Origin of the sequence: Cellulomonas sp. McL0617, assembly GCF_049994875.1 — a bacterium.
Classification (GTDB): domain Bacteria; phylum Actinomycetota; class Actinomycetes; order Actinomycetales; family Cellulomonadaceae; genus Cellulomonas.
Genome location: NZ_CP188256.1, coordinates 412,386 through 436,457, shown reverse-complemented (window position 1 = coordinate 436,457; position 24,072 = coordinate 412,386). Strand labels below are relative to the sequence as shown.

Annotated in this window: 22 protein-coding genes and 1 pseudogene; 7 read left to right on the top strand and 16 right to left on the bottom strand. The window is 72.2% G+C overall.

Going from position 1 to position 24,072, the window contains the following annotated elements:
- Nucleotides 1-6 precede the first annotated feature (6 nt).
- The 3 genes from ACPPVS_RS02050 (at nt 7) to ACPPVS_RS02040 (ending at nt 4,173) form a co-directional block, all read left to right on the top strand.
- Nucleotides 7-1,500: a PQQ-binding-like beta-propeller repeat protein gene (locus ACPPVS_RS02050; protein WP_426594306.1), complete on the top strand. Its 1,494-nt coding sequence runs from the start codon at nt 7-9 to the stop codon at nt 1,498-1,500.
- A gap of 192 nt (nt 1,501-1,692) precedes the next feature.
- Complete coding sequence (locus tag ACPPVS_RS02045; protein ID WP_426594305.1) at nt 1,693-2,820, top strand: ABC transporter ATP-binding protein; 1,128 nt, start codon at nt 1,693-1,695, stop codon at nt 2,818-2,820.
- A 72-nt stretch (nt 2,821-2,892) separates the two neighbouring features.
- Nucleotides 2,893-4,173, top strand: coding sequence for a DUF4032 domain-containing protein (locus ACPPVS_RS02040; protein ID WP_426594304.1), 1,281 nt, complete (start codon nt 2,893-2,895; stop codon nt 4,171-4,173).
- Nucleotides 4,174-4,337: 164 nt separating this feature from the next.
- Here the strand turns inward: ACPPVS_RS02040 and rlmB are convergent, their stop codons facing one another.
- From rlmB to ACPPVS_RS02015, 5 genes are all read right to left on the bottom strand, one after another.
- A complete protein-coding gene (rlmB, locus tag ACPPVS_RS02035) occupies nt 4,338-5,345 on the bottom strand; it encodes a 23S rRNA (guanosine(2251)-2'-O)-methyltransferase RlmB (protein ID WP_426594303.1) in 1,008 nt (335 codons plus the stop codon).
- 61 nt (nt 5,346-5,406) lie between these two features.
- Nucleotides 5,407-6,846, bottom strand: coding sequence for a cysteine--tRNA ligase (cysS, locus tag ACPPVS_RS02030; RefSeq protein WP_426594302.1), 1,440 nt, complete (start codon nt 6,844-6,846; stop codon nt 5,407-5,409).
- 79 nt (nt 6,847-6,925) lie between these two features.
- Nucleotides 6,926-8,110, bottom strand: coding sequence for an alanine racemase (locus ACPPVS_RS02025; RefSeq protein WP_426594301.1), 1,185 nt, complete (start codon nt 8,108-8,110; stop codon nt 6,926-6,928).
- A complete protein-coding gene (locus ACPPVS_RS02020) occupies nt 8,107-9,354 on the bottom strand; it encodes an MFS transporter (RefSeq protein WP_426594300.1) in 1,248 nt (415 codons plus the stop codon). Before ACPPVS_RS02020 ends, ACPPVS_RS02025 begins: the two co-directional genes overlap by 4 nt.
- A complete protein-coding gene (locus ACPPVS_RS02015; RefSeq protein ID WP_426594299.1) occupies nt 9,351-10,001 on the bottom strand; it encodes a TetR/AcrR family transcriptional regulator in 651 nt (216 codons plus the stop codon). The genes ACPPVS_RS02020 and ACPPVS_RS02015 overlap by 4 nt, the downstream gene beginning before the upstream one ends.
- A gap of 159 nt (nt 10,002-10,160) precedes the next feature.
- Between ACPPVS_RS02015 and ACPPVS_RS02010 the strand changes: the two genes are divergently transcribed.
- On the top strand, nt 10,161-11,495 hold the full coding sequence (locus ACPPVS_RS02010; RefSeq protein WP_426594297.1) for a D-arabinono-1,4-lactone oxidase: 1,335 nt from the start codon (nt 10,161-10,163) through the stop codon (nt 11,493-11,495).
- A 56-nt stretch (nt 11,496-11,551) separates the two neighbouring features.
- Complete coding sequence (locus ACPPVS_RS02005; RefSeq protein ID WP_426594296.1) at nt 11,552-12,502, top strand: NADP-dependent oxidoreductase; 951 nt, start codon at nt 11,552-11,554, stop codon at nt 12,500-12,502.
- Between the two features lie 80 nt (nt 12,503-12,582).
- Here the strand turns inward: ACPPVS_RS02005 and ACPPVS_RS02000 are convergent, their stop codons facing one another.
- Nucleotides 12,583-13,482 carry a LysR family transcriptional regulator gene (locus ACPPVS_RS02000; RefSeq protein ID WP_426594295.1) on the bottom strand — a complete coding sequence of 300 codons (900 nt, stop codon included), beginning with the start codon at nt 13,480-13,482 and terminating at the stop codon, nt 12,583-12,585.
- Nucleotides 13,483-13,553: 71 nt separating this feature from the next.
- On the opposite strand from ACPPVS_RS02000, the pseudogene ACPPVS_RS01995 reads away from it, so the two are divergent.
- A pseudogene (locus ACPPVS_RS01995) lies at nt 13,554-14,357 on the top strand (EamA family transporter); the annotation flags it as partial.
- Nucleotides 14,358-14,452: 95 nt separating this feature from the next.
- Here ACPPVS_RS01995 and ispF read toward each other — a convergent pair.
- Genes ispF through ACPPVS_RS01980 form a run of 3 tightly spaced genes read right to left on the bottom strand, consistent with a single transcriptional unit; the run spans nt 14,453 to nt 16,334 of the window.
- Nucleotides 14,453-15,040 (bottom strand): 2-C-methyl-D-erythritol 2,4-cyclodiphosphate synthase, encoded by a 588-nt coding sequence (ispF, locus tag ACPPVS_RS01990; RefSeq protein ID WP_426595861.1) that lies wholly within the window; start codon nt 15,038-15,040, stop codon nt 14,453-14,455.
- Entirely contained in the window at nt 15,040-15,828 is a 789-nt protein-coding gene (ispD, locus tag ACPPVS_RS01985) for a 2-C-methyl-D-erythritol 4-phosphate cytidylyltransferase (RefSeq protein WP_426595860.1), read from the bottom strand. Before ispD ends, ispF begins: the two co-directional genes overlap by 1 nt.
- A gap of 23 nt (nt 15,829-15,851) precedes the next feature.
- Nucleotides 15,852-16,334, bottom strand: coding sequence for a CarD family transcriptional regulator (locus tag ACPPVS_RS01980; protein ID WP_426595858.1), 483 nt, complete (start codon nt 16,332-16,334; stop codon nt 15,852-15,854).
- A 224-nt stretch (nt 16,335-16,558) separates the two neighbouring features.
- Between ACPPVS_RS01980 and ACPPVS_RS01975 the strand changes: the two genes are divergently transcribed.
- Complete coding sequence (locus tag ACPPVS_RS01975) at nt 16,559-17,071, top strand: hypothetical protein (RefSeq protein WP_426594294.1); 513 nt, start codon at nt 16,559-16,561, stop codon at nt 17,069-17,071.
- A gap of 64 nt (nt 17,072-17,135) precedes the next feature.
- Here ACPPVS_RS01975 and pstB read toward each other — a convergent pair whose 3' ends face one another.
- From pstB to ACPPVS_RS01940, 7 genes are all read right to left on the bottom strand, one after another.
- The gene (pstB, locus tag ACPPVS_RS01970) at nt 17,136-17,915 is read right to left on the bottom strand and encodes a phosphate ABC transporter ATP-binding protein PstB (RefSeq protein WP_426594293.1); all 780 of its coding nucleotides are present in this window, start codon (nt 17,913-17,915) and stop codon (nt 17,136-17,138) included.
- 21 nt (nt 17,916-17,936) lie between these two features.
- Nucleotides 17,937-18,887, bottom strand: a complete 951-nt coding sequence (pstA, locus tag ACPPVS_RS01965; RefSeq protein WP_426594292.1) for a phosphate ABC transporter permease PstA — start codon at nt 18,885-18,887, stop codon at nt 17,937-17,939.
- A 1-nt stretch (nt 18,888) separates the two neighbouring features.
- Nucleotides 18,889-19,875, bottom strand: a complete 987-nt coding sequence (gene pstC, locus ACPPVS_RS01960; protein ID WP_426594291.1) for a phosphate ABC transporter permease subunit PstC — start codon at nt 19,873-19,875, stop codon at nt 18,889-18,891.
- Nucleotides 19,876-19,980: 105 nt separating this feature from the next.
- Nucleotides 19,981-21,093 (bottom strand): phosphate ABC transporter substrate-binding protein PstS, encoded by a 1,113-nt coding sequence (locus tag ACPPVS_RS01955; RefSeq protein ID WP_426594290.1) that lies wholly within the window; start codon nt 21,091-21,093, stop codon nt 19,981-19,983.
- Nucleotides 21,094-21,263: 170 nt separating this feature from the next.
- Entirely contained in the window at nt 21,264-21,878 is a 615-nt protein-coding gene (locus ACPPVS_RS01950) for a hypothetical protein (protein WP_426594289.1), read from the bottom strand.
- A gap of 140 nt (nt 21,879-22,018) precedes the next feature.
- Nucleotides 22,019-22,747, bottom strand: a complete 729-nt coding sequence (locus tag ACPPVS_RS01945; protein WP_426594287.1) for a response regulator — start codon at nt 22,745-22,747, stop codon at nt 22,019-22,021.
- Nucleotides 22,744-23,982 (bottom strand): sensor histidine kinase, encoded by a 1,239-nt coding sequence (locus tag ACPPVS_RS01940; protein ID WP_426594286.1) that lies wholly within the window; start codon nt 23,980-23,982, stop codon nt 22,744-22,746. The genes ACPPVS_RS01945 and ACPPVS_RS01940 overlap by 4 nt, the downstream gene beginning before the upstream one ends.
- Nucleotides 23,983-24,072 lie beyond the last annotated feature (90 nt).

The following is a 24,072-nucleotide window of genomic DNA, read 5'->3' as shown; positions in this document are numbered from 1 at the left end:
CGCGCCATGAGCGAGAGCCTGCGCGGCGCCGGTCATCGGCAGATCCTCGTCCTCGAGGACTCCGAACCGGTCAGGTCGACCGACACTGCCGACGCCGTGCGGGACTGGATGCGTCGGCACGCGGCCTGGCTGGTGGTCGTCGCCGTGCTCGCGGTGCTCGTGCTCGTCGGCGCCCAGCGCATGGTCGACGCCCGCGAACGCCAGCGCCTGGCCTACCTGGCCCGGGTGCCGGGGATCCTGCAGCCCGTCCCCGCGCACGTGGCGGCCCTGTGGCGCTGGGCGCCCACGGACCCCGTGACGGTGGTCGCCGACGACACCGCGGGCCGCTGGACGATCGGCACGCGGTACGGCCGGGGCGTCGTCGATCTGCGCGGCACGGACCCGGACACCGGCGCGGTGCGCTGGACGACCCCGTTCCCCATCGACGACGCCCTGCCCCCCGCGGACCGGGGCACCTTCCCGTCGGTGTGGGTGCGGTGCGCCACGGCCGCGGCGGCGCCGCACGCCCGAGCGGTGTGCGGCGCCGACCTGGCCGGTCCGGGGCAGGTCGTCGGCACGCCCCTGATGGTCCTGGACCCGACGAACGGCGCCGTGCTGGCCCGTCAGATCCTGCCCGCGGGCACGCTGTGGACCGTCAGCGCCGGCCACCTCGTGATCGCCACCCCGGTCGCCGACGACCGGGCGCGCACCCACTGGGACGTGACGGTGACAGACCCGAGCACCGGCGCGGCGGTCTGGCACACGCGCACCCCCACCGTGCCGGTCAGCGGCCCGGTGCGCGTCGGGGTCACGACGATCGACCCGGCCGCCACCCTGAGCGCCGACCCGCAGCGCGTCCTGCTGGCGGGCGACGGGCACGCGTGGGTCTGGTCGCCCTCCGGCGCGACGCGCGCCTCGGTGTCGGTCGGCGTGGACGGCACGACCGCTCTCGGCCGTGCCGGGACGCTCGTCTGGACGCCGTTCCAGAGCCTCACGGACCCCGCGGGCGAGCTGGTCACCGACCAGGGCACGCACGTCACCGTGGACGGCACCCAGGTGCAGCTGTCCGTCGACGACGGCACGGCGCACGGCGTCGTCCTGCTGCGGACGGGTGCCGGCGGCACCACCATCGTCGCCGACGACGCCAGCACCGGTCGCGAGCTGTGGCGGGCCGACGGCAGCACCGGGCCGGTGCTCGTGCTCGACGGCGCGGTCGTCGCCACGGGTTCCTCGTCCGTGGTCTCCCGGGACGCACGCACGGGCGCCCTGCGCTGGCGCACCCAGGTCGGTGCCCGGCCGGTCTACCTGGGCGCGGACCCGCTGCACATCGTCGTCCTCACCGACGACCTCCAGCTGCAGGCGCTCGACCTCGCCGACGGTCGGACGGCAGTCCGCGCGGACGCCGCGTCGCTGCTCGGCAAGAGGTCGGACGAGGGGGTCGGCGGCCTCGACGGCGCCCAGGAGCACGGCGGCCGGCTCCTCCTCACGTTCCGCGACGGATCCGGGGGCGCGCTGGGGTGAAGGTCGTGCGCCTGCCACCCGCACGTGTGGTGCACGTCACGCGCAAATGTGGAGGTTCCGCCGTGGTGTGGCAAGATGACCGCGGGCCACCGACGTAAACCCTGCGTTCGGCCCGTGTCATCGAAGACACCTTTGACACTCTTCACAACGGATCGTCCGGCACGTACCTGCCGGTGAAGGGATTGATCAGTCATGGCAACGGTCACTTTCGACAAGGCCACCCGGGTCTACCCGGGCACCGAACGCCCAGCGGTCGACGCGCTCGACCTGCACATCGAGGACGGCGAGTTCCTCGTCCTCGTCGGCCCCTCCGGCTGTGGCAAGTCCACGTCGCTCCGCATGCTCGCGGGCCTCGAGGACGTCAACGCCGGCCGCATCCTCATCGGCGACCGCGACGTCACGGACGTCCAGCCGAAGGACCGCGACATCGCGATGGTGTTCCAGAACTACGCGCTGTACCCGCACATGACGGTGGCGGACAACATGGGCTTCGCGCTCAAGATCGCCGGCACCCCGAAGGCGGAGATCCGCCAGCGCGTCGAGGAGGCTGCCAAGATCCTCGACCTGTCGCAGTACCTCGACCGCAAGCCGAAGGCCCTCTCCGGTGGCCAGCGTCAGCGTGTCGCCATGGGTCGCGCCATCGTGCGCTCGCCCCAGGTGTTCCTCATGGACGAGCCGCTGTCGAACCTCGACGCCAAGCTCCGCGTCCAGACCCGTACGCAGATCGCGTCGCTGCAGCGTCGTCTCGGTGTCACCACCGTCTACGTCACGCACGACCAGACCGAGGCCCTGACCATGGGCGACCGCATCGCGGTCCTCAAGGACGGCCTCCTGCAGCAGGTCGGCACCCCGCGCGACATGTACGACACCCCCGCCAACGTGTTCGTCGCCGGCTTCATCGGCTCGCCGGCCATGAACATCGGCACGTTCCCGGTGCTCGACGGCAGCGCCAACCTGGGCCGCGCCCGCGTGGCGATCCCCCGCGACGCCATCGGCCAGCTCACCGAGGACGACAAGAACCACATCACGGTCGGCTTCCGCCCCGAGTCGCTCGACGTCGTGCCCACCGGCACGCCGGACGGCATCCCGGTCGTCGTGAACATCGTCGAGGAGCTCGGCTCCGACGCGTTCGTCTACGGCTCGCTGACCAACGAGTTCGGGCACGCGGCGGACATCACGTCCGGCGCCGGCGACGCACAGGTCATCGTGCGCGTCGACCCGCGTCAGGTGCCCGCCAAGGGCGAGACGATCTACATCCGGATGCGCGCAGGCGAGACCCACCTGTTCCACGCCGGCTCGGGCGAGCGCATCGCCGTCTGACATCTCGATCGCCGAGGGGCGGTCCCGGCTCGCGCCGGGGCCGTCCCTTCGCTGTTGGCACCTGCTGGGAGGATGGTCGTCATGAACGCGCTGCAGATCACCGCGGCCTCGCCGGACCCGGCGCTGCTCGACCTCCCCTGGGACGTCCCGCTCGAGGACTGGCCCGCGTCCACCCTGGCCGCACTCCCCCGCGGCATCTCGCGGCACATCGTGCGGTTCGTCAAGCTCTCCGGCCGCGTCATCGCGGTCAAGGAGATCGGCGAGACCGTCGCGTACCGCGAGTACGAGCTGCTGCGCCAGCTGCGTCGGCTGGACGTCCCGGGCGTCGAGCCGATGGGCGTCATCACCGGCCGGTCGGACGCGTCCGGCGAGCGCCTCGAGGCCTGCCTGATCACCCAGCACCTCTCGTTCTCCCTGCCGTACCGCGCGCTGTTCAGCCAGGTCCTGCAGCCCGACACGGCCACCCGGCTCATCGACGCGCTGGCCGTGCTGCTGGTGCGGCTCCACCTGGTCGGCTTCTACTGGGGCGACGTGTCGCTGTCCAACACGCTGTTCCGACGTGACGCGGGGAGCTTCGCCGCGTACCTGGTCGACGCCGAGACGGGCGACCTGCACGACCGGCTCAGCGACGGCCAGCGTGGCTACGACCTCGAGATCGCCCGCGTGAACATCATCGGCGAGCTCATGGACCTGCAGGCGGGCGAGTTCCTCGAGGAGGACGTCGACGCCGTCGCGATCGGGGACGCCCTCGCCGAGCGGTACGGCGAGCTGTGGCGCGCGCTGACGGAGCCCGAGACGTTCGGGTACGGCGACCGCTGGCGCGTCCAGGCACGCATCGACCGGCTCAACGACCTGGGCTTCGACGTGGGCGAGCTCGACATCACCACCGACGTGGACGGCACCCGCGTGGTCATCCAGCCGAAGGTCGTCGACGCCGGCCACCACTCCCGCCGGCTGATGCGCCTGACGGGTCTGGACGTGCAGGAGAACCAGGCTCGCCGCCTGCTCAACGACCTCGACGAGTACCGGGCGGCCACCGACCGGCAGCGCGAGGACGAGTCGTTCGTCGCGCACGACTGGCTCACCGAGATCTTCGAGCCCGCCGTCCGCGCCGTCCCGCGCGACCTGCGCGGCAAGCTCGAGCCCGCGCAGATCTATCACGAGCTGCTCGATCACCGCTGGTACCTGTCCGAGCAGGCGGGCCACGACGTCTCGATGAAGAAGGCCGTGAAGTCCTACCTCAAGGACATCCTCCCGAACCGTCCCGACGAGCACTCGATCCTCGGCGTGCAGACGGGTGAGATCCCGGAGACGGGCGTGATCCCCCGCGTCGAGGACCCCCTCCTCGGCTGAACCGGCTGATCGTCGGGCGCCCGTGGCGGTCCTCCGCGCCCAGCAGGGCACGGCTCGCGCCTCCGAGATCGTGGGTCGCCGACGAGCTCGTCAGCTGCAACTGACGACGTCGTCGCCGAGTCACGACCTCGGCGGCCGCCGGCGCGCCGCTGGCGGGGCGGGCGTCAGATCGCGCGCTGGCGGGCCACCTCGTACAGGGCGATGCCCGCGGCGACGCCGGCGTTCAGCGACTCGACCGAGGACGTGATCGGGATGGACGCGATGGCGTCGCACTGCTCGCGCACCAGCCGCGACAGACCCTTGCCCTCGGAGCCGACGACGAGCACCAGCGGGTCGGTGGCGTAGGGCAGCTCGGTGATCGTGGTGTCGCCGCCGCCGTCGAGGCCGACCACGAAGACGCCGGCCTGCTTGAGGCCCTGCAGGGTGCGCACCAGGTTGGTCACGCGGGCGACCGGCACGCGCGCCGCTGCGCCCGCGGACACCTTCCAGGCCGAGGCCGTGACCCCGGCCGCACGCCGCTCGGGCACCAGGACACCGTGCGCGCCGAACGCACCGGCGGAGCGCAGGACCGCACCGAGGTTGCGCGGGTCGGTGACCCCGTCGAGGGCCACGATCAGCGCGGCCCGCTCGGACTCCGCGGCGGCGTCGAGCAGGTCGTCGTCGTCGACGTACTCGTACGGCGGGACCTGGATGGCGACGCCCTGGTGGACGGAGCCGTCGGTGAGCCGGTCCAGCTCGGAGCGGCTGACCTCGAGCAGCGGGTAGTTCGAGTTACCGGCCGCGGCGATGATCTCGCGTGTGCGGTCGTCGGCCTCGAGACGCGAGGCGATGTAGACCGTAGACACCGGGATGCCCGCGCGCAGGGCCTCGACCACGCTGTTGCGGCCGGACACGATCTCGTGGGTCGAGCTCTTGCGGCCGCCCTTGGACCCGGCGGCGCTGCGGGACGCGCCCGCGGCCTGCCGCCCGGACGTCCCACGCGTGCCCGCGACCGCACGCCGCTCGGCCGCGATCTTGGCCTTGTGCGCCGGGTGGTACTCGCGGTCCTCCGCCTTGGGCGTCGGGCCACGACCCTCGAGCGCGCGGCGGTTCTTGCCACCGGTGCCCGCGGCCGCGACCTTCTTGGACCCGGCCTTGCGGGTGGCCCCGCGGCGGGAGGAGTTGCCTGCCATGCTGTGTTCCTTTGTTTGCTGCGTGTGTGGAGGACTGATCGAGCGCGCCGGACGCGCCGCGTCAGCCCTCCGCTTCCGAGCGCGCGGCCAGCGACCAGCGCGCCCCGGTGGACGAGTCCTCGACGACGATGCCGGCCGCGGCGAGGCGGTCCCTGATCGCGTCGGACGTGGCGAAGTCGCGGACGGCCCGGGCCTGCGCGCGGGCCTCGAGCTCGGCGGCGACCACCGACTCCAGCGCGTGGACGTACCGCTCGTCGCCGCGGGTGGACCGCCAGTGCGAACCGGCCGGGTCGAGCCCGAGCACGTCGAGCATCGCGCGCAGCACGACCATCGACTCCCGGGCCAGGGCGGTGTCCCCGGCCGCGAGCGCGCTGTTGCCGGTGCGCAGGTGCTCGTGCACGACCGCGAGCGCGGCGGGCACGTTGAGGTCGTCGTCCATCGCCGCGACGAACTCGTCCGGCAGCGCCACGGTCGCCACCTCGATGTCGTGCACCTCGCCGACCTTCTCGGTCGCGCGGTCGACGAACCCGGCGAGCCGGTCCCAGGTGGCCTCGGCCTCGCGCAGCGTGTCGTCGGTCCACTCGAGCATCGAGCTGTACTGCACGGCGGTCATGGCGTAACGCACCACGCAGGCGCGCTCCTTGGCCAGCACCGCGGTGACCAGCAGGCCGTTGCCGAGCGACTTGCTCATCTTGGCGCCGCCCTGCGTCACCCAGCCGTTGTGCAGCCAGTACTGCGCGAACCCGTAGCCGGCGGCGCGCGACTGCGCCTGCTCGTTCTCGTGGTGCGGGAACCGCAGGTCCAGGCCACCGCCGTGGATGTCGAACGTGTCGCCGAGGTACCGCTGCGCCATCGCCGAGCACTCCAGGTGCCAGCCCGGCCGGCCGCGCCCGAACGGGGTGTCCCAGGCGGCCGTCTCGGGCTCCCCCGGCTTGGCGGCCTTCCAGAGGGCGAAGTCGCGGGGGTCGTGCTTGGCGTCGTCGTCGACCGTGCCGTCCGGCGCCGGGATCATGTCCTCGATGCGCTGGTTGGTCAGGCTGCCGTACTCGTCGTGGCTGCGGACGTCGAACCACACGTCGCCGGGGCTCGTGCTGTAGGCGTGGCCCTTCTCGACGAGGCGGGTCATCAGCTCGATCATCGCGGGCACGTGACCGGTGGCGCGCGGCTCGTAGCTGGGCGGCAGCACGCCGAGGGCGTCGTACGCGGCGGTGAACGCGCGCTCGTTGAGCATCGCCCAGGCCCACCACGGCTCGCCCGCCTCGGCGGCCTTGGCCAGGATCTTGTCGTCGATGTCGGTGACGTTGCGGATCAGCGTGACGCGGTTGCCCGAGCGGCGCAGCCAGCGGACCAGCACGTCGAACGCGACCGCCGACCGCAGGTGCCCGATGTGCGGCGCCGACTGCACCGTGGCACCGCACAGGTACACGCCGACCTCGCCGGGAACGAGCGGGACGAAGTCACGCACCGTCCGGGTCGCGGTGTCGAAGAGGCGCAGGGTCACGCGGGCAAGGCTACCGGGGCGACACCGTACCCGTTGCCCCGGGGGGTCGGCACCGCCCCGGTGCGAGGCCCGGGGTCGGTCAGCCGAAGGTGTGGCCCTCGCCGCGGTACGTCGGGACGGTGGCCTCGATCTCGGCGCCGCGAACCAGGTGCACCGACTCGAACCGCTCCATGACCTCGCCGGACTTCGCGTGGCGGAACCAGACGCGGTCGCCGATGCGCAGGTCCGTGCCGCCGGACAGGCGCAGGGGCGTCTGCACCTCGCCGGCGCCCTCGCGGCTCGTCAGGGCCAGCCCGCCGGGCCAGACCGGGCGCGGCTGGCGGGACTTGGTGGACGGGCCGGACGCGATGTAGCCGCCGCCGAACGCCGTCGCGAAGCCCGGGCCGGGGATGCGGACCACGTCGAGACCGAAGAACGCCGCCGGCCGGGGCGTGAACGACCGGTAGGCGTCGAAGAGCGTCGGGACGAACAGGCCCGAGCCGGCGGTGACCTCGGTGACCGCCGGATCGGCGGCGCTGGACGCGACCGATCCGGAACCGCCGGAGTTCACCAGCTCGAGGGGATGCCCGACAGCCGCCTCGACCGCCGCGACGACGGCGGCGCGACGCGAGGCCAGGTCGGCGATGGACAGACGCTTGACCGCGCGGACGGCGGCGCTGGTGTCGGGCAGACCGGCCACCTGGGCCTCGTAGAACATGACGCCGACCACGTCCACGCCCGGCCGCTCGGCGATCGCGGCGGCGAGCGTCCCGGCGTCGGCCGGGGTGTGCACGGGCGATCGCCGGACCCCGAGGTGCGCGGCGAGCGGCCCGAGCTTGACGCGCAGCGAGGCGTCCACGTCCAGGCACAGCCGCACGGTGACGCCGTGGGCGGTCGCGGAGCGCGCAGCGAGGTCGACCTGGGCGGGGTCGTCGACCATGAGCGTGACGGCGGCGACGGCGGCCGGGTCGGCGGCGAGCTTGTCCAGGGCGTCCGTGTCCACGGTCGGGTAGCCCATGAGGACGTCGTCGACCCCCTGGGAGACCAGCCAGAGCGCCTCCCGGAGCGAGTACGCCATCACGCCGGCGAACCCCTGGCGGGCCAGCACCCGCTGCAGCACCGCCCGGACGCGCACAGACTTGCTGGCGACGCGGATCGGGGTGCCGCCGGCGCGGCGCACCAGGTCGGTCGCGTTGGCGTCGACGGCGTCGAGGTCGACCACCGCCAGGGGCGCCGGAAGGCCCTGCGTCGCCTGGTCGAGCCGGGCACCGATCGTGAGGGTCATGCACCGGCTCCTGCCGACAGGGGGGCCTTCTCATGCCGCACCACACCGAAACGGCCCGCCAGGACGGCGACCGCGAGAACGAGGACGACCGGCACCAGGAAGCCCCAGCGGAGGCTGGACGCGGTGCCGATGAACCCGACGAACACCCCGCCGAGCACGGCACCAAGGTAGTTGAAGCCGTTGAGGCGGGCGATCACGGCGTCCGCGTGACCCGGGGCGAGGAGCCCGGCTGACGAGAAGCACAGGGGGGCGATCAGGCCCAGACCGGCCCCGGCGATGGCGAACCCGAGCACGGCCTGTGCCGGGGCGTTCGCGGTCAGCACGAGGACCAGGCCCACCGCCCCGACCAGCGACGCGACGCGCACGACCCGGACGCGGCCCCAACGCCGGACGCACGGGTCGCCGGCGAGGCGCGAGACCAGCGTCATCGCGAGGTACGCCGCGTAGCCGAGCTTGGTCAGGGTGCCCGTCGAGTTCAGCACCTCGTGCATGAAGATCGGGCTCCACGTCGAGATCGCCTGGTCGTTGACGTAGTAGGCGACGACGCCCAGCCCGAGGATCAGCAGCGGCCCCCACGGGATGACCGGCTTGCCGGTCGACACGGCGTCCGGCTCGGCCAGCGCGGCTTCGACGGCGAACGGCACGGCGCCCGACGGCTCGCTCCAGGCGGCGCGGCGCACCGCGACGGACACGCAGAGTGCGACGGCGGTGCCGACGAGGAGCGTCCAGCCGATCGGTTCCACCGAGACGCGCCCGGTGGTCACCGCGACCAGGACCGTGCCGAGGATCCCGCCGACGGACCACGCGGCGTAGAACCCCGTCAGCAGGGAGCGGCCGTAGGCGCGCTGGATGGCGACGGCCTGCATGTTCGTGCCGGCGTCGACCATGCCGAGCGCCACGCCGTACAGCGCGAACCCGACGGCCAGGACGGCGAAGGTCGGGGAGACCGAGACGACGACCACAGCCGTCGCGACGAGGAGCAGACCACGGATCAGGACCGCTCGGCTGCCGCCGGCGGACCGGGCGATGCGATCGGCCACGAACGTGCCGACGCCCGCCATGACGCAGACGCCGAGGATGACGAAGGCGATGGTCCCGTCGTCGATCCCGTACCGGGACTTGAACACGTCGAGGCTGGTCAGGATCATCGCGAAGACGAATCCCTGCGCGGCGAACCCGAGAGAGACGGCTATCCGCGCCCGACGTGCATGCTCGGACGGGGCCGTCAGGACGGCATCGTTCACGCGGGCAGAGCCTCGTCCCCGGTGTCCAGCAGCTGCTCGAGGCCGTCCCTGGGGTTGGCGACGGTCGTCGAGAGCAGGAACCTGCCGAAGCCGTGCATGCCCTCGCGTGCCTTCGCCTCGTCACCGTCGACGAGCCAGGCCAGCGAGTAGCCGTCGACCACCGCGACGACCGTGCGCGCGAGCGTCTCCAGCGGGACGCTGAACGTCACGCCCGCGGCCTGCTCGACGCCGCGCAGCACCTGCTCGGCGGCCGCCCACTGGCCGCGGTACTGCTCGATGGCCACCTGGTTGAGCTCGGGGTGGCGCAGCGAGGAGGTGGTGAGCTCGTAGCTCAGCAGCTGAGCACCCCGCGACTCCTTGATGCCGTCCCAGAGCGCATCGATGGTGCCGTCGATGACGGCGGCGACGCCCACGTCCGGCGGCAGCTCGCCCATGCTGCGCTCCAGGTTGGCGGACGTGATGGCGTGCGCCATCGCGCGCAGCAGCTCGTCCTTGTCCTGGAAGCAGTAGTGCACGACGCCCAACGAGACGCCGGCCTCGGCAGCGACAGCGCGCACGGTGGCCGCGTCGATGCCGTCACGGCTCGCGACCGCGAGCGCTGCCTCGATGAGCTGTTCACGTCTCTCAGCGACTGGCAAACGATTCACGAAGGTCCCCTCCCTCGAACGACGGCCCCACCGGCTGGCTTGGTCACCGGTGCGTGAGGCCGACGCCTCCCCAGTGCACAGTCTCAATATCCATCGTGACGATAGTCAAGGCCTGGGCGCACTTGACTTGGACGGTTGACCAAGAGGACCCTCTGTCTCATGGGACACCTGTCCGACTCCGCGCCGTGGCGCAACTGGGCCCGCACGGCCTCAGCGACGCCGCAGCGCGTCGTGCACCCCGCTGACCAGGACGAACTGGTCGAAACGGTACGGGGCGGGGCGGAGGACGGCCTGCAGGTCAGGGCGGTCGGGGCCGGGCACTCTTTCACCCCCGTGGCGGCGTCGGACGGTGTCCACCTGCACCTCGATCGGCTGAACGCGTTCGAGCGTGTCGCGCCCCAGCCGGACGGCACCACCCACGTCACGGTCGGCGCGGGCATCCGCCTGGGTGCCCTGAACGCCGAGCTGGCGGCTCGGGGCCTGGGCATGCGCAACCTCGGCGACATCGACAAGCAGTCGATCGCCGGCGCGATCTCGACGGGCACCCACGGCACGGGCGCCCGCCTGGGCGGTCTGGCCACGCAGGTCGTCGGTGCCCGCCTCGTCACGGCCAAGGGCGACGTCGTCGAGGCGTGCCCCGAGACCAACCCCGAGCTCTTCGAGCTGGCTCGCCTCGGCCTCGGCAGCGTCGGGGTCCTGTCGGCGGTCACGCTCGAGGTCGTCCCCGCGTTCAAGCTGGAGGCCGTCGAGGAGCCCTGGCCCCTGGACCGCGTCCTCGAGGGCCTCGACGGGCCCGACGGACTGGTCGAGGGCAACGACCACTTCGAGTTCTACTGGTTCCCGCACACGCGCCGCGCGCTGACCAAGCGGAACAACCGGGTTCCCGACGAGACCGAGCGCCCCCTGAATCCCGTCCGCGGCTGGGTCGACGACGAGCTGCTGTCGAACGGGTTGTTCGCGGTCACCAACACCGTGGCGACGATCGCCCCGCGGACGACGGTCGGGATCAACGGTCTGGCCGCCCGCGCGCTGAGCTCGCGCCGGTTCGTCGCACCGGCACCCGAGGTGTTCGTCAGCCCGCGGCGGGTGCGCTTCCGCGAGATGGAGTACGCGGTCCCCCGCGACCAGCTGGTTCCCGTCCTGGCCGAGATCGACCGTTGGCTCGAGGCGTCCGGCCAGCGCGTCCCGTTCCCCGTCGAGATCCGCTTCGCCGCGGCCGACGACCTCTGGCTGTCCACCGCGCACGGCCGCGAGACCGCCTACATCGCCGTGCACCAGTACATCCGCCTGCCGTACGAGTCGTACTTCCGCGCGGTCGAGCAGATCGTCGCGGCGTCCGGCGGTCGCCCGCACTGGGGCAAGATGCACTGGCTCGAGGCCGACCGGCTGAGCGAGCTCTACCCGCGGTTCGCCGACGCCCAGCGCGTGCGGCAGCAGGCCGACCCGGACGGCGTCTTCAGCAACCCGTACCTGGCCAGGCTCTTCGGGGCGTAGGCGGCTCACAGGTACCGACCCTGGTCAACGGCCGCCCGCGGGTGCAGTCTGTGGCCGTGGCACTCACCAGCAGAGCCGTGGTCGCGATCGCCTACGGCGGCCCCGAGGTCCTCCGGGTGGTCGACGTCGACACCGCGGAGCCCGGGCCGGGCAACGTCCTGATCGACGTCAAGGCGGCCGCCGTCAACGCCATCGACTGGAAACGGTACTCGGGGGCGTTCAGCTCCGACCCGGGACACCTCCCGATGCGGCTCGGCTACGAGGTGTCCGGCGTCGTCAGCGCGGTCGGTCCCTCCGTGCGGTGGCTCGCCCCCGGCGACGAGGTCATCGCCTGGCGGGTCGACGGAGGGTATGCCAGCCGGATCGTCGCCTCGGAGCAGGTGACCGTGCGCCGGCCGGCCAACCTCGACTGGGCCGCCGCGTCCGGCCTGCTCCTGGCGGGCGCGACCGCTGTGCACACCCTGTCCGCGACCGGCACGCACGACCACGACGTCGTGCTCGTGCACGGCGGCTCGGGCGGCGTCGGCCGCATGGTCGTCCAGCTCGCGATCCTGCGTGGCGCCCAGGTCATCGCGACGGCGTCGCCGCAGCAGCACGAGGACCTGGAGGCCCTGGGCGCGCTGCCGGTGGCCTACGGCGAGGGCCTGCTCGACCGCCTGCACGACGCCGTCCGCACCACCGGCCCCGTCACCGTCGCGATCGACACCGTAGGGACTGACGAGGCGCTCGACACCTCGGTCGCCATGGTCTCGGACCGCCAGCGCATCGCGACGATCGCCGGGTTGCGACGAGCGGGCGAGCTGGGCATCCGCGCCCTGGGCGGAGGTCCGGGCGCCGACCCGGGCACGCTCGTCCGGGAGGCCGCCCGCGCCCAGCTGGCCGAGCTGGCCTCCGACGGTTCGCTCGATGTGCGCGTCGCGCAGACCTACGCGCTCGAGGACGCCGGCAAGGCCCACTGGGAGGGCCTCGCGGGCCACGCACACGGCAAGCTGGTCCTGCTGCCCTGAGGACGGGCGTCCGTCGTCGCGGGTGCCCCGCGAGTCGTCGCCACGCGTATCCCGCGAGGGCGGGAGTCCGGGCGGGACCGTTACGGGAGGGTGGCGATCGCTGCCGCGACGGACTGGAGCTCGTGCACGACGCGGCGGACGACGAGGCGCTCCGCGCGGTCCCGACGCAGCAGCGCATCGATGCGCCGGCCCGCCAGCACCTCCGCCAGCGGGACCAGCCGGATGCGCGTGCTGCCGCCGAACGTGTAGCGCGGGAGCAGCGCGATGCCGTGGCCAGCCGCGACGAACGCTTCCGTCACGTGGAAGTCGTTGACCCGGTGCACGATCCGCGCCGGCGCGCCGGACCGAGCCACGACCTCGCGCACCAGCGACGCGATCGGGAATCCGTCCCGCACGGAGATCCAGTCGGCGCCCGCCAGGTCGACGGGGCGTATCGACGCACGCCCTGCCAACGGGTGGTCGAGCGGCACGGCGACGTCGAGCGGCTCGCGCAGCAGCGGCACCACCTGGACGCCGGGCCACACCGGCGCGCCCTCCGGCCGGTGGGCGACGACGACGTCGATCCGGTCCGTGAGCGCCGCGAAGTCCTCCTGGGCGACGTCCTCGTCCGTGCACTCGAGCACGATGCCGCGCAGCGCGCCCACGCGGGCCAGCAGACCCGGCAGGAGCAGCTCTGCGCCGCTCTGGAACGCCGAGACCCGGACGATGCCCTCCGGACGCTCCAGGAACGCCGCACAGGCCGCCTGAGCGCGTTCCAGGGCCACTGCGACGTCCTCGGCCGCCGCCGCCAGCGCCTCGCCGGCGGGTGTCAGGCGCAGACCGCGTCCCACACGCTCCGTGAGGGCGACGCCGGTCTCGCGCTGCAGCACCGCCATCTGCTGGGAGACCGCCGACGGCGTCAGGTGCAGCACCGCCGCAGCTGCGGTCACGCCGCCCTGCGAGCCGATGGTGCGAAGCGTCTCCAGCGCGCGAGGATCCATGTAGGCACACTACATAGTCAGATAACAATCTTTCGCTGGTGCTGAACGCACGGCGATCGCAGACTCGTCGCATGACCACCCGGGACCGCCTGCTCGCCACGCTCGTCGCCGTGCTCTGGGGCCTGAACTTCACGGCCATCCACCTGTCGTTGCAGCAGTTCCCGCCGTTCTTCCTCGTGGCGCTGCGGTTCGCGCTCATCGCGGTGCCGACCCTCCTGCTCGTGCCGAGGCCGTCCGCGCCGTGGCGCTGGATCCTGCTGTACGGGCTCGGGTTCGGCGTTCTGCAGTTCGTGTTCCTCTACCTGGCCATGTCGAACGGCATGCCGACGGGGCTGGCGTCGCTCGTCCTGCAGTCGTCGGCACCCTTCACGGTCGTCCTGGCGGCGACGTTCCTGCGCGAACGGCTGACCGCCCGGCAGGGGCTCGGCATCCTCACCGCGGTCGTCGGTCTGGGCGGTATCGCCGCGCACCGGGCGGGCCTCAACGGCGGCGCGACGCTCGTCCCCGTGCTGCTGACGCTCGCCGGCGGCCTCGGCTGGGCGATCGGAAACCTGGGCAGCCGCAAGGCGATGCAGGCCAGCCCGCACGAGCCCGTCCGGCTCCTGCTCTGGATGTCGGTGGTCCCGCCGCTGCCGATGCTCGCGTTGTCGCTGGCGACCGAGGGCCCCGCGCAGATCCGGCACTCGTTCACGGGCCTGACCAGCGCGCAAGGGCTGCTCGCCCTGGCGGGGCTGGCCTACACGGTGCTCGTCGCGACCGTCTGCGGCGGCATGCTCTGGACGGGGTTGATGGGCCGGCACCCGTCGAGCACCGTCGCACCGTTTTCCATGCTGGTGCCCGTGGCCGGCATCGCCGCGTCCTGGCTCCTGCTGCGCGAACGCACGAGCCTCACCGAGCTGGCGTGGGGGTCGCTGGTGCTGGGCGGCGTCCTGCTGGGCAGCACCCGGTCACCGGCCGCCCGGGCCCGCCGTCAGCTGGCGGCGACGACGAGCGCGGTGGCGACCGCCGCGACGCCCTCTCCCCGACCCGTCAGCCCGAGCCCGTCGGTCGTGGTCGCCGACACGCTCACCGGCGCGCCCGCGGCCGCCGACAGGGCCGCCTCGGCCTCCGCCCTGCGCCGACCCAGCCGGGGCCGGTTCCCGATCACCTGCACGGCGACGTTCCCCACGACGAAGCCGGCCGCGCGCACCCGCGCCGCGGCCTCCGCCAGCAGGACCGCCCCGGCGGCACCCGCCCACTGCGGCTCCGAGGTGCCGAAGTTCGACCCGAGATCGCCGAGACCCGCCGCGGACAGGAGCGCGTCGGCGCACGCGTGCGCGGCGACGTCGGCGTCGGAATGACCCTCCAGCGGCCGCTCGCCGGGCCACGTCAGCCCAGCGAGGTGGAGCACCGCGCCCTCGGCGGGCGCGGTCGCGTAGGCATGCACGTCGATCCCGATCCCGGTGCGGGGCAGGGCGCCGCCAGGCGGAGAGGACGTAGGGCCGCCAGGCGGAGAGGACGTAGGGCCGCCAGGCGGAGAGGACGTAGCGCCGCCAGGCGGAGAGGACGTAGCGCCCATCAGGCCTCCAGCAGGAGCGTGGCCACCGCGAGGTCGCGGGGCGTGGTGATCTTCGCAGCCCGCTCGTCCCCGGCGACCACCCAGACACGCTCGCCCAGCCGTTCGACCAGGCCGGCGTCGTCGGACGCGGCCGTCCGCTCGAGGTCGGCGTCGGAGGCGAAGGTCGCGTGCGCCCGCTGGAGCAGCTCCAGGGCGAAACCCTGCGGCGTCTGCACGGCTCGCAGGTCGGCGCGCGGGACGGTCGCCAGAACGGGCTCGACCGGGCCGCCGGGCAGCACCCGCTTGATCGTGTCCGTGACCGGCAGGCCCGGGACCACGGCCGGGTGCCCGTCCAGCACCGCGTCGATCACCCGGCCGATCAGGGACGGGGGCGCGAGCGGACGGGCCGCGTCGTGCACGAGCACCACGGCGATGTCGTCGTAGCCTGCGCCGTGCTCGGCGCCGGCGACCGGGTTCGGCGGAGCGGGCACACCCAGCGCCGCCAGCCCGGCCGCGACCGACGCCTGCCGGGTGGCGCCGCCGGCGACCACACGGACGTCCACCCCGGGACCGGCGAGCTCAGTGACGAACTCGGTGGCGAGCTCGTCGGCGAGCGCGGCGACGTGCTCCGGGGGCGCGGTGACCACCAGGAGCCGGACATGCTGATCGCCCGTCACGCGCGCCGCCAGCAGGTTGCGGGCGGCGTGCACGACGAGCGACCGGCCCCCCAGAGGCACCAGAGCCTTCGGGAGGGAATGACCCAGCCTGCTACCGCTCCCGGCGGCAGTCAGGACAGCGGCGATGTTCAGCGACACACAACGGTCACCCGGCGTCAGGACGCCAGGACCTCGTCGAGGATCGCTTCGGCCTTCTCCTCCTCGGTGTGCTCGGCGAGTGCGAGCTCCGAGACGAGAATCTGGCGGGCCTTGGCGAGCATGCGCTTCTCGCCCGCGGACAGGCCACGGTCGGCGTCGCGGCGGGACAGGTCGCGGACGACCTCTGCCACCTTGATGACGTCGCCCGACGCGAGCTTCTCGAGGTTGGCCTTGTAGCGGCGGGACCAGTTGGTCGGCTCCTCGGTGTACGGGGCGCGGAGCACCTCGAACACGCGGTCCAGACCTTCCTGGCCGACGACGTCACGAACGCCCACCAGGTCGACGTTCTCAGCCGGTACCTCGATGGTGAGGTCCCCCTGAGCGACCTTGAGCTTGAGGTAAACCTTGTCCTCTCCGCGGATGGTCCTGGTCTTGATCTCTTCGATCAATGCCGCACCGTGGTGCGGGTAGACAACGGTCTCCCCAACAGTGAAAGTCATCTGCAGGTGTCCCCTTTCGCAGAGGGGTATCTTATCACGGAGAAATTGGGCCTTTACCGTGCGCACCACCCCGTCGTCGCAGGTCACGCGCCCGCGGATGACGTCGCTCACAGGAGTGGCTCGGCACGCCCCTGGCCGTCGTCGCGGGCTAGGCTTGCGCCACAGATCTGCCCGAGCTCAGGGGCCCTGCGCCCCCTGCAGTCCCGACGCACCCAGGAGCCACCGTGACCTCGCCCCGCCCCCGCACCCGCCGGCTCCGTGCCGCGACCGGCCTGGCCGTCGCCGGTCTCGCGGCAGCCCTGACGCTGACGGGCTGCTCGGCCACCAACCAGATGACGACCGAGAAGGAGTACAACTCCTCCGACGGCGTGGGCGCCCACGTGGGCGACATCAAGGCGATCAACTTCCTGATCGCCTCGGCGGCCAAGGGCGAGCCCGGCGCCCTGCTCGGTGCCCTGGAGAACAGCGGCAGCTCCGACCAGAGCGTGACGATCACGCTCGGCACGGACGACCAGAGCGTGCACGTGCCCGCCGGTCAGACCGTCCTGCTGGGCGCGCCCGGTGGCAACACCGACACCGACACGACCATCACGTTCGACTCGATCCCGGAGCCCCCCGGAGCGGTCGTCCCGGTGACCGTCGCGACGAGGGACGCGGGCAGCGTCAGCCTCGACGTGCCCGTCGTCGACGGCACCCTGCCGGAGTACGCGGGGTCCATCCCGTCGCCCACCAGCTGACCGGCGACAGACGCACGAGAGGGCCGGTCCGCCCGGACCGGCCCTCTGTGCGTGCCTGGACGGCTCAGCCGAAGCGGCCCGAGATGTAGTCCTCCGTGGCCTGCTCGCGCGGCGAGGAGAAGATGGTCGACGTCTCGTCGATCTCGACCAGGCGGCCCGGCTGACCGGTCGCCTTGAGGTTGAAGAACGCCGTCCGGTCCGACACCCGCGCGGCCTGCTGCATGTTGTGCGTGACGATGACGATCGTGTAGTCGCTCTTCAGCTCCGAGATCAGGTCCTCGATCGCCAGCGTCGAGATCGGGTCGAGCGCCGAGCAGGGCTCGTCCATGAGCAGCACCTGCGGCTTGACCGCGATGGCGCGGGCGATGCAGAGGCGCTGCTGCTGGCCGCCGGAGAGGCCGGAACCCGGACGGTTCAGCCGGTCCTTGACCTCGTTCCAGAGGTTGGCGCTCGTCAGCGAGCTCTCGACCACGTCCGCGGCGTCGCTCTTGGAGATGCGCTTGTTGTTCAGCTTGATCCCGGCCAGCACGTTGTCCGCGATCGACATCGTCGGGAACGGGTTGGGGCGCTGGAACACCATGCCCACCTGTCGGCGGACCGCGACCGGGTCGACGTCCGAGCCGTACAGGTCGATGCCGTCCATCGCGACCGAGCCCTGGACGTGCGCACCCGGGATGACCTCGTGCATGCGGTTCAGGGTGCGCAGGAAGGTGGACTTCCCGCAGCCCGACGGGCCGATGAAGGCGGTGACGGAGCGGGGCTCCACCGACATCTCGACGCCGGCCACGGCGAGGAAGTCGCTGTAGTAGATGTTGAGGTCCTTGACGTCAATTCGCTGTGCCATCGTCGTTCTCCTTGTGGGGGCTCAGGCCCGGGTCTTGGGCGCGAACCAACGGCTCACGCCGCGCGCCAGAAGGTTGAGCAGCATGACGAACAGGATCAGCACGAGTGCTGCGCTCCATGCCCGGTCGTAATTGATCGTCGGGATGCAATCTGTCGCACCCGGGGCGCAGGGCACAAGACCCGCCGCGTACTGGCGGTAGACGTACACCGGCAGCGTCATCATGTTGCCGTGGAACGGGTCGCGGTTGATCGAGTCCGTGGCACCCACCGTGATGAGCAGCGGTGCCGTCTCCCCGATCACGCGGGCGATGGCGATCATGATGCCGGTCGTGATGCCGGCCACGGCCGTGCGCAGCACGACCCGGATGATCGTCAGCCACTTCGGGACGCCGAGCGCGAACGAGGCCTCGCGCAGCTCGTTGGGGACGAGCCGAAGCATCTCCTCGGTCGAGCGGATGACGACGGGGATCATCAGCACCGACAGGGCGACGGCGCCCACGAGCCCGCTCATGGACTGCGGCCCGACCACCAGGTAGAAGAGCGAGAACGCGAACAGACCGGCGACGATCGACGGGATGCCCGTCATGACGTCGACGAAGAACGTCACGGCGCGAGCGAGCGAGCCCTTGCCGTACTCGACGAGGTAGACCGACGTGATCAGGCCGATCGGCACCGAGATGACGACCGTGAGCGCCGTGATGAGGATGGTGCCGAGCAGCGCGTGGTAGACGCCACCGGCGTCCATCCCGCCGTACACGTTGCGCATCGAGTGCGTCAGGAAGTAGAGGTTGAACCGGCCGAGGCCGTTGGACAGGACGCTCCAGATGAGGGACACCAGCGGGATCACGGCGAGCACGAAGGCGCCGTAGACCAGCCAGGTCATGAACCGGTCCTTGCGCCTGCGTGCCCCGTTGACCTGGGTCAGCGCGGCCCGCAGCGAGGCGGCCTCAGGGGTGAGCTGTGCGGTGGTCACGTCAGTTCGCCCCCGAGAATTCCTTGTTGCGCGCGATGATCGCGCGAGCGGCCAGGTTGACCAGCAGGGTGATCACGAAGAGCGCCAGGCCGGTCGCGATGAGCGTCGAGCGGCCGATGTCGTTCGCGTCGTTGAACTTGGCAGCGATGTTGCCCGCGATCGTCTGCTGCTCCGAGGCCACGAGGATCTTGAACGAGTAGAGGATCCCGGGCGACAGGATCATCAGCACGGCCATCGTCTCGCCGAGCGCGCGGCCCAGCCCGAGCATCGCGGCGGACGTCACGCCCGAGCGGCCGAACGGCAGGACCGCCATCCGGACCAGCTCCCAGCGCGTCGCGCCGAGGGCGAGCGCGGCTTCCTCGTGCAGCCGCGGCGTCTGCAGGAAGACCTCGCGGCTGACCGCGGTGATGATCGGCAGGATCATGACGGCGAGGACGACCGCCGTGGTCATCAGGACGCGGGGCGGGTTGGACGCGTTGCCGTGCTGGTCGCCGGCGAACAGCGGGATCCAGCCGAAGTAGTCGACCAGGAACTGCCAGACGGGCTGAACCTTGGGCGCCAGCACCATCACACCCCAAAGGCCGTACACGACCGACGGGATGGCCGCGAGCAGGTCGACCACGTAGCCGAGGATCGACGCCATCCGGCGCGGTGCGTAGTGCGAGATGAACAGCGCGACCCCGACCGCGATCGGCACGGCGATCACCAGCGAGACGATCGCGGCGAGGATCGTGCCGAAGATCAGCGGCCCGACGACCGACCAGAGGTTGCCACCGGCCGGGATCCAGGGGACCTCGGAGGCGAGGTCAGGGTTCTTGAGAGCGGGCCAGGCCTCGATGATCAGGAAGATCGCGACCGAGGCGAGCACGGCCAGGATGAGGATCCCGGACCACACGGCGAGGTATCGGAAGCCGCGGTCGAGCCCCCGGTCCGTCGTCCGCGCCCTGCGCTTCTTGGGCGTGCGGACGGGCGCGACCGGCGGGGTCATCGCTGTCGTAGGCGAAGCCAACGGATGTCTCCTGTCAGAACGGTGGTAGAGCGCCACCGTCCGGCGGCCGCTGGGCGGCCGCCGGACGAGGACGTTGCGAGCTGACTAGCTGGCTGCGATCGCGTTGATCGACGCCGCGACGTCCGTGGCCAAGGTGTCCGGGATCGGGGCCGAGCCGGCCGCGGTGGCCGCCTTCGACTGACCGTCGGAGCTCGCCGCGAAGGTGGCGTAGCCCTTGATCAGGTCCGCCTTCGCCGTGGGATAGGTGTTGCAGACGACCAGGTACGAGACCAGGATCGCCGGGTAGGCGCCCGCGGCCGTCGTGGTGCGGTCGATGTTGATGACGATGTCGCCGGTGGCGCGGGTGGTGTCACGGGGCGACGCGGCGACCGTCGCTGCGGCACCGTCAGCTGTCGGACCGTTGAACTCGGTGCCGACCCCCAGCGCGACCTTGCCGAGCGAGCCGACGGCGGAAGCGTCCGCGTAGCCGATGGTGCCGGGGGCGGCCTGGATCGTCTGGACGACGCCGGACGTGCCGTTCGCGCCCTGTCCGACCTGGGCGGGCCAGGTGTTGGAGACCGGGAAGGTCCACACGGTGGGCGCCGTCTTCGCGAGGTAGTCCTGGAAGTTCTTGGACGTGCCCGAGTCGTCGGAGCGGTGCACGACGGTGATCGGGCCGGAGAGCTTCGCGCCCGAGTTGAGGGCGGTGATCGCCGGGTCGTTCCAGGTGGTGATCGCGCCCGAGAAGATCTTGGCGACGACGTCCGGGGTCATCTTCAGGTCGGTGACACCGTCGATGTTGAACGCGACGGCGATCGGGCTGATGTAGACGGGCAGGTCGATGCCGGCGCCGCCGGTGCAGCGGGAGGCCGCCTGCGTGAGCTCGTCCGTGCTGAGCGCGCTGTCCGAGCCGGCGTAGTCGAGCGAGCCGTCGAGGAAGCCCTTGCGGCCTGCACCCGAGTCGGAGGTCGTGTAGTTCACGGTGACGCTGGGGTTCGCGGTCTGGAAGCCGGCGACCCACGCCTGCTGGGCCTTCTCCTGGGCGCTGGAACCGCCGCCGTTCAGGGTGCCGCTGAGTGTGGAGGCGGGGGCCTCCGAGGCGCCGCCGGAGGCGGCGGGGGTGTCGGTAGCGTTGTCCGATCCGCAGGCCGACAGCGCGAGGGCGAGCGTGCCGACGAGGGCAACCGCCCCGATGCGGCCGAGGAGGGGAAGCTTCACTGTGGTCCATCCTGTCGATCGTGTGCGCACCGATGTGTGCGCGGCGAGGCTGACGGTAGGAAGCGCACGTGACCGGCCGGACCGGTTCGGGTGAACCCCAGGTGAACGGTGGCCGACGACTGCTCGCAGCCCGGCCTGTCGAGAGGCGGGACGCACCCGTTCCGGGCGGCTCAGAGCGGGCCGACGACCTCGCCGCCGTAGGGGGCGCGGAGCGTCCGGGCAACGGCCCACGCGTCGGCGTCACGTTCGGCGACCGGGACAGGAGGGAGCAAGTCGTCCCACAGCTGCATGAACGCACCGAGCATCTGGCGCATCCCGGCGGGCCGGGCGTAGAAGAACAGATGCAGGTGCTCGGCGCCGTCGCCCCACTTGCTGACGTGGGCGCGGGCGATGTGCGGGAGCGCCTCGATCGCGCGCGCGACGTGGACGAGGAGGACTCCGAGCTCCGAGGCCCGATCGTCCGGCAGGTCCGTGAAGTCGACGTGCGCCCGGGAGACCAGCAGGAGCGAGAGCGGCGCCCCGCCGGGCTTGTCGAACCGACGCAGCCGCCAGCGCTCGTCGCGCCAGACCGTGCCGCGATCGTCCTGGCACGACCGGCAGTCGACGCCACCCGCGCCGGCGCGCGGTGACTCCGGCAGCACCGGCGCCGCGAGCGGGCGCACGGTCAGGCCCTCCGCCTCGAACGGGAAGATGTCCCAGTCGGTCATCGGCGAGCGGGGCAGCCGACCGTCCTGATCAGCTGCGGCCAGGGCACGCGCGTGGTACTCGTCGGGGGCAAGCGGCACCGCCAGAAGGTAGCAGGTGGTCCGGTACGTCCCGTCGTGCGCCCGACGGCGGCCTCGTGCGCACCGTCATCAAGAGGAGATGCCGAGCTGGCGGACCGAGCGGGGCTTTGGCGGACGGTCTGGGCGTGCTGGTCGACCTGCTACTCGACGTCGTCGGCGAACTTGTACCCGAGGCCGCGGACGGTCAGCACGAGGGTCGGGTTGCCCGGGTCGACCTCGATCCGGGCGCGGACGCGCTTCACGTGCACGTCGAGGGTCTTGGTGTCCCCGACGTAGTCGGACCCCCAGATGCGGTCGATCAGCTGGCCGCGGGTGAGCACGCGACCGGCGTTGCGCAGCAGCATCTCCAGGAGCTCGAACTCCTTGAGCGGGAACGCCACCAGCTCGCCGCGCACCCGGACCGTGTGGCGCTCGACGTCCATGCGGACCGGTCCGGCCACGAGCAGCTCGTCGTCCTCGAGGTCGTGGGCGAACGTTGCCGCCGGAGCCCCGACCGGGACGGCCGCGGCCTCGCGACGACGGAGCACGGCCCGCACCCGGGCGAGCAGCTCACGCGACGAGTACGGCTTGGTGACGTAGTCGTCGGCACCGAGCTCGAGGCCGACGACCTTGTCGATCTCGTCGTCCTTGGCGGTGAGCATGATGACCGGCACGTCGCTGACCAGCCGCAGCCGGCGGCACACCTCCGTGCCGGGCAGGCCGGGCAGCATGAGGTCGAGCAGGACCAGGTCGGCGCCGAGCTCGTCGAACCGCAGCAGGGCGTCCGTCCCGGTCGCGGCGGTGACGACGTCGAAGCCCTCACGCTCGAGCTGGTAGGCCAGCGGGTCGCGGTAGGACTCCTCGTCCTCGACGAGCAGGATCCGGGTCATGAGGCGCTCCGGTGCACGGGTGCTCCTTCGGGGCTTGCAGGCTGGTCGGGGATGGCGGGGGCGATCTCGATCTGAGGCGCGATCGTGGGCGTGTCCTCGGGGGCGTCCTCGGCCCGCGGGAGGCGCAGCGTGAAGGTCGACCCGCGACCCGGCTGGGACCAGACGGTGACGTCTCCCCCGTGGTCGGCGGCGACGTGCTTGACGATGGACAGGCCGAGACCCGTCCCGCCGGTGTCGCGCGAGCGGGCCGGGTCGACGCGGTAGAACCGCTCGAACACGCGCTCCTGCTCGGCCGCGCTGATGCCGATGCCCTCGTCGACCACCGCGATCTCGACCAGGCCGTCGACGAGCCGGACGCCGACGCCGACGTGCGCGGCCTCGCCCGAGTACGCGACGGCGTTGTCGAGCAGGTTGCGCACCGCGGTGACCAGCAGCTCGTGCTGGCCGAGCACCCGGGTGCCGTGCACGCCGCCGATGTCGAGCCGGACGTGCTTGGCCTCGGCGGTGGTGCGGGCCCGGTCGACGGCCTCGTTCAGCACCCGGTCGACGTCGACGAGCCCGGCCTGACCCAGCGCCCCGGCGACCTGCAGGCGGGACAGCTCGATGATCTCGTGCACCAGTGCCGACAGCCGGGTCGCCTCGGTCTGCATCCGACCCGCGAACCGTCGCACGGCCTCAGGGTCGTCCGCCGCGTCCTGAACGGTCTCGGCCAGCAGGGACAACGCGCCCACCGGCGTCTTGAGCTCGTGCGAGACGTTCACGACGAAGTCGCGCCGGATCGCCTCGAGCCGGCGCGCCTGGGTCAGGTCCTCTGCGAGGACCACGAGGTGCTGCGCGCTCACCTGGGCCACGCGCACCTGGACGAGCAGGATGCCGGGCCCGACCGGGCCGCGCGGTACCTCGAGCTCCTCGTCGCGGATCACCCCGTCCCGACGGACCGCGGCGATCAGGTCCCGGATGGCGGCCGGCGCGATGCGGCCGTCGCGCACGATGCCCAGCGCATGAGCGGGCGCGCTCGCGCGCACCACCCGGTCGCTCTCGTCCAGGACGACGGCGGCCGAGCGCAGGACGGCGAGCGTCCGGACCAGACCCTCGTCGAGGCCCGGACGGGGGCTCGCGGGCACGGGGCCGCGCTGGGCGCGCTCGCTCCAGCGGAACGCCAGGGTCGCCACGACGCCCACCAGCAGGCCGAGCCCGCCGGCGAGCAGCAGCTTCAAACCCTCCGCGCCGTCCACAGGCCCAACCCTAGGACGGGTTCCGGGGTGCCTCGGGCCGCCAACGCGCCGCGCGGGCCTCCTGCCGTCGAGCGTTCATCGAGCGTTCAC

Bases quoted from the DNA above. Each gene is read 5' to 3' on its own strand.
- ACPPVS_RS02050 (WP_426594306.1), top strand. From the start codon at position 7: ATGAGCGAGAGCCTGCGCGGCGCCGGTCATCGGCAGATCCTCGTCCTC.
- ACPPVS_RS02045 (WP_426594305.1), top strand. From the start codon at position 1,693: ATGGCAACGGTCACTTTCGACAAGGCCACCCGGGTCTACCCGGGCACC.
- ACPPVS_RS02040 (WP_426594304.1), top strand. From the start codon at position 2,893: ATGGTCGTCATGAACGCGCTGCAGATCACCGCGGCCTCGCCGGACCCG.
- rlmB (WP_426594303.1), bottom strand. From the start codon at position 5,345: ATGGCAGGCAACTCCTCCCGCCGCGGGGCCACCCGCAAGGCCGGGTCC.
- ACPPVS_RS02025 (WP_426594301.1), bottom strand. From the start codon at position 8,110: ATGACCCTCACGATCGGTGCCCGGCTCGACCAGGCGACGCAGGGCCTT.
- ACPPVS_RS02010 (WP_426594297.1), top strand. From the start codon at position 10,161: ATGGGACACCTGTCCGACTCCGCGCCGTGGCGCAACTGGGCCCGCACG.
- ACPPVS_RS02000 (WP_426594295.1), bottom strand. From the start codon at position 13,482: ATGGATCCTCGCGCGCTGGAGACGCTTCGCACCATCGGCTCGCAGGGC.
- ispF (WP_426595861.1), bottom strand. From the start codon at position 15,040: ATGGGCGCTACGTCCTCTCCGCCTGGCGGCGCTACGTCCTCTCCGCCT.
- ACPPVS_RS01980 (WP_426595858.1), bottom strand. From the start codon at position 16,334: ATGACTTTCACTGTTGGGGAGACCGTTGTCTACCCGCACCACGGTGCG.
- pstB (WP_426594293.1), bottom strand. From the start codon at position 17,915: ATGGCACAGCGAATTGACGTCAAGGACCTCAACATCTACTACAGCGAC.
- pstC (WP_426594291.1), bottom strand. From the start codon at position 19,875: ATGACCCCGCCGGTCGCGCCCGTCCGCACGCCCAAGAAGCGCAGGGCG.
- ACPPVS_RS01945 (WP_426594287.1), bottom strand. From the start codon at position 22,747: ATGACCCGGATCCTGCTCGTCGAGGACGAGGAGTCCTACCGCGACCCG.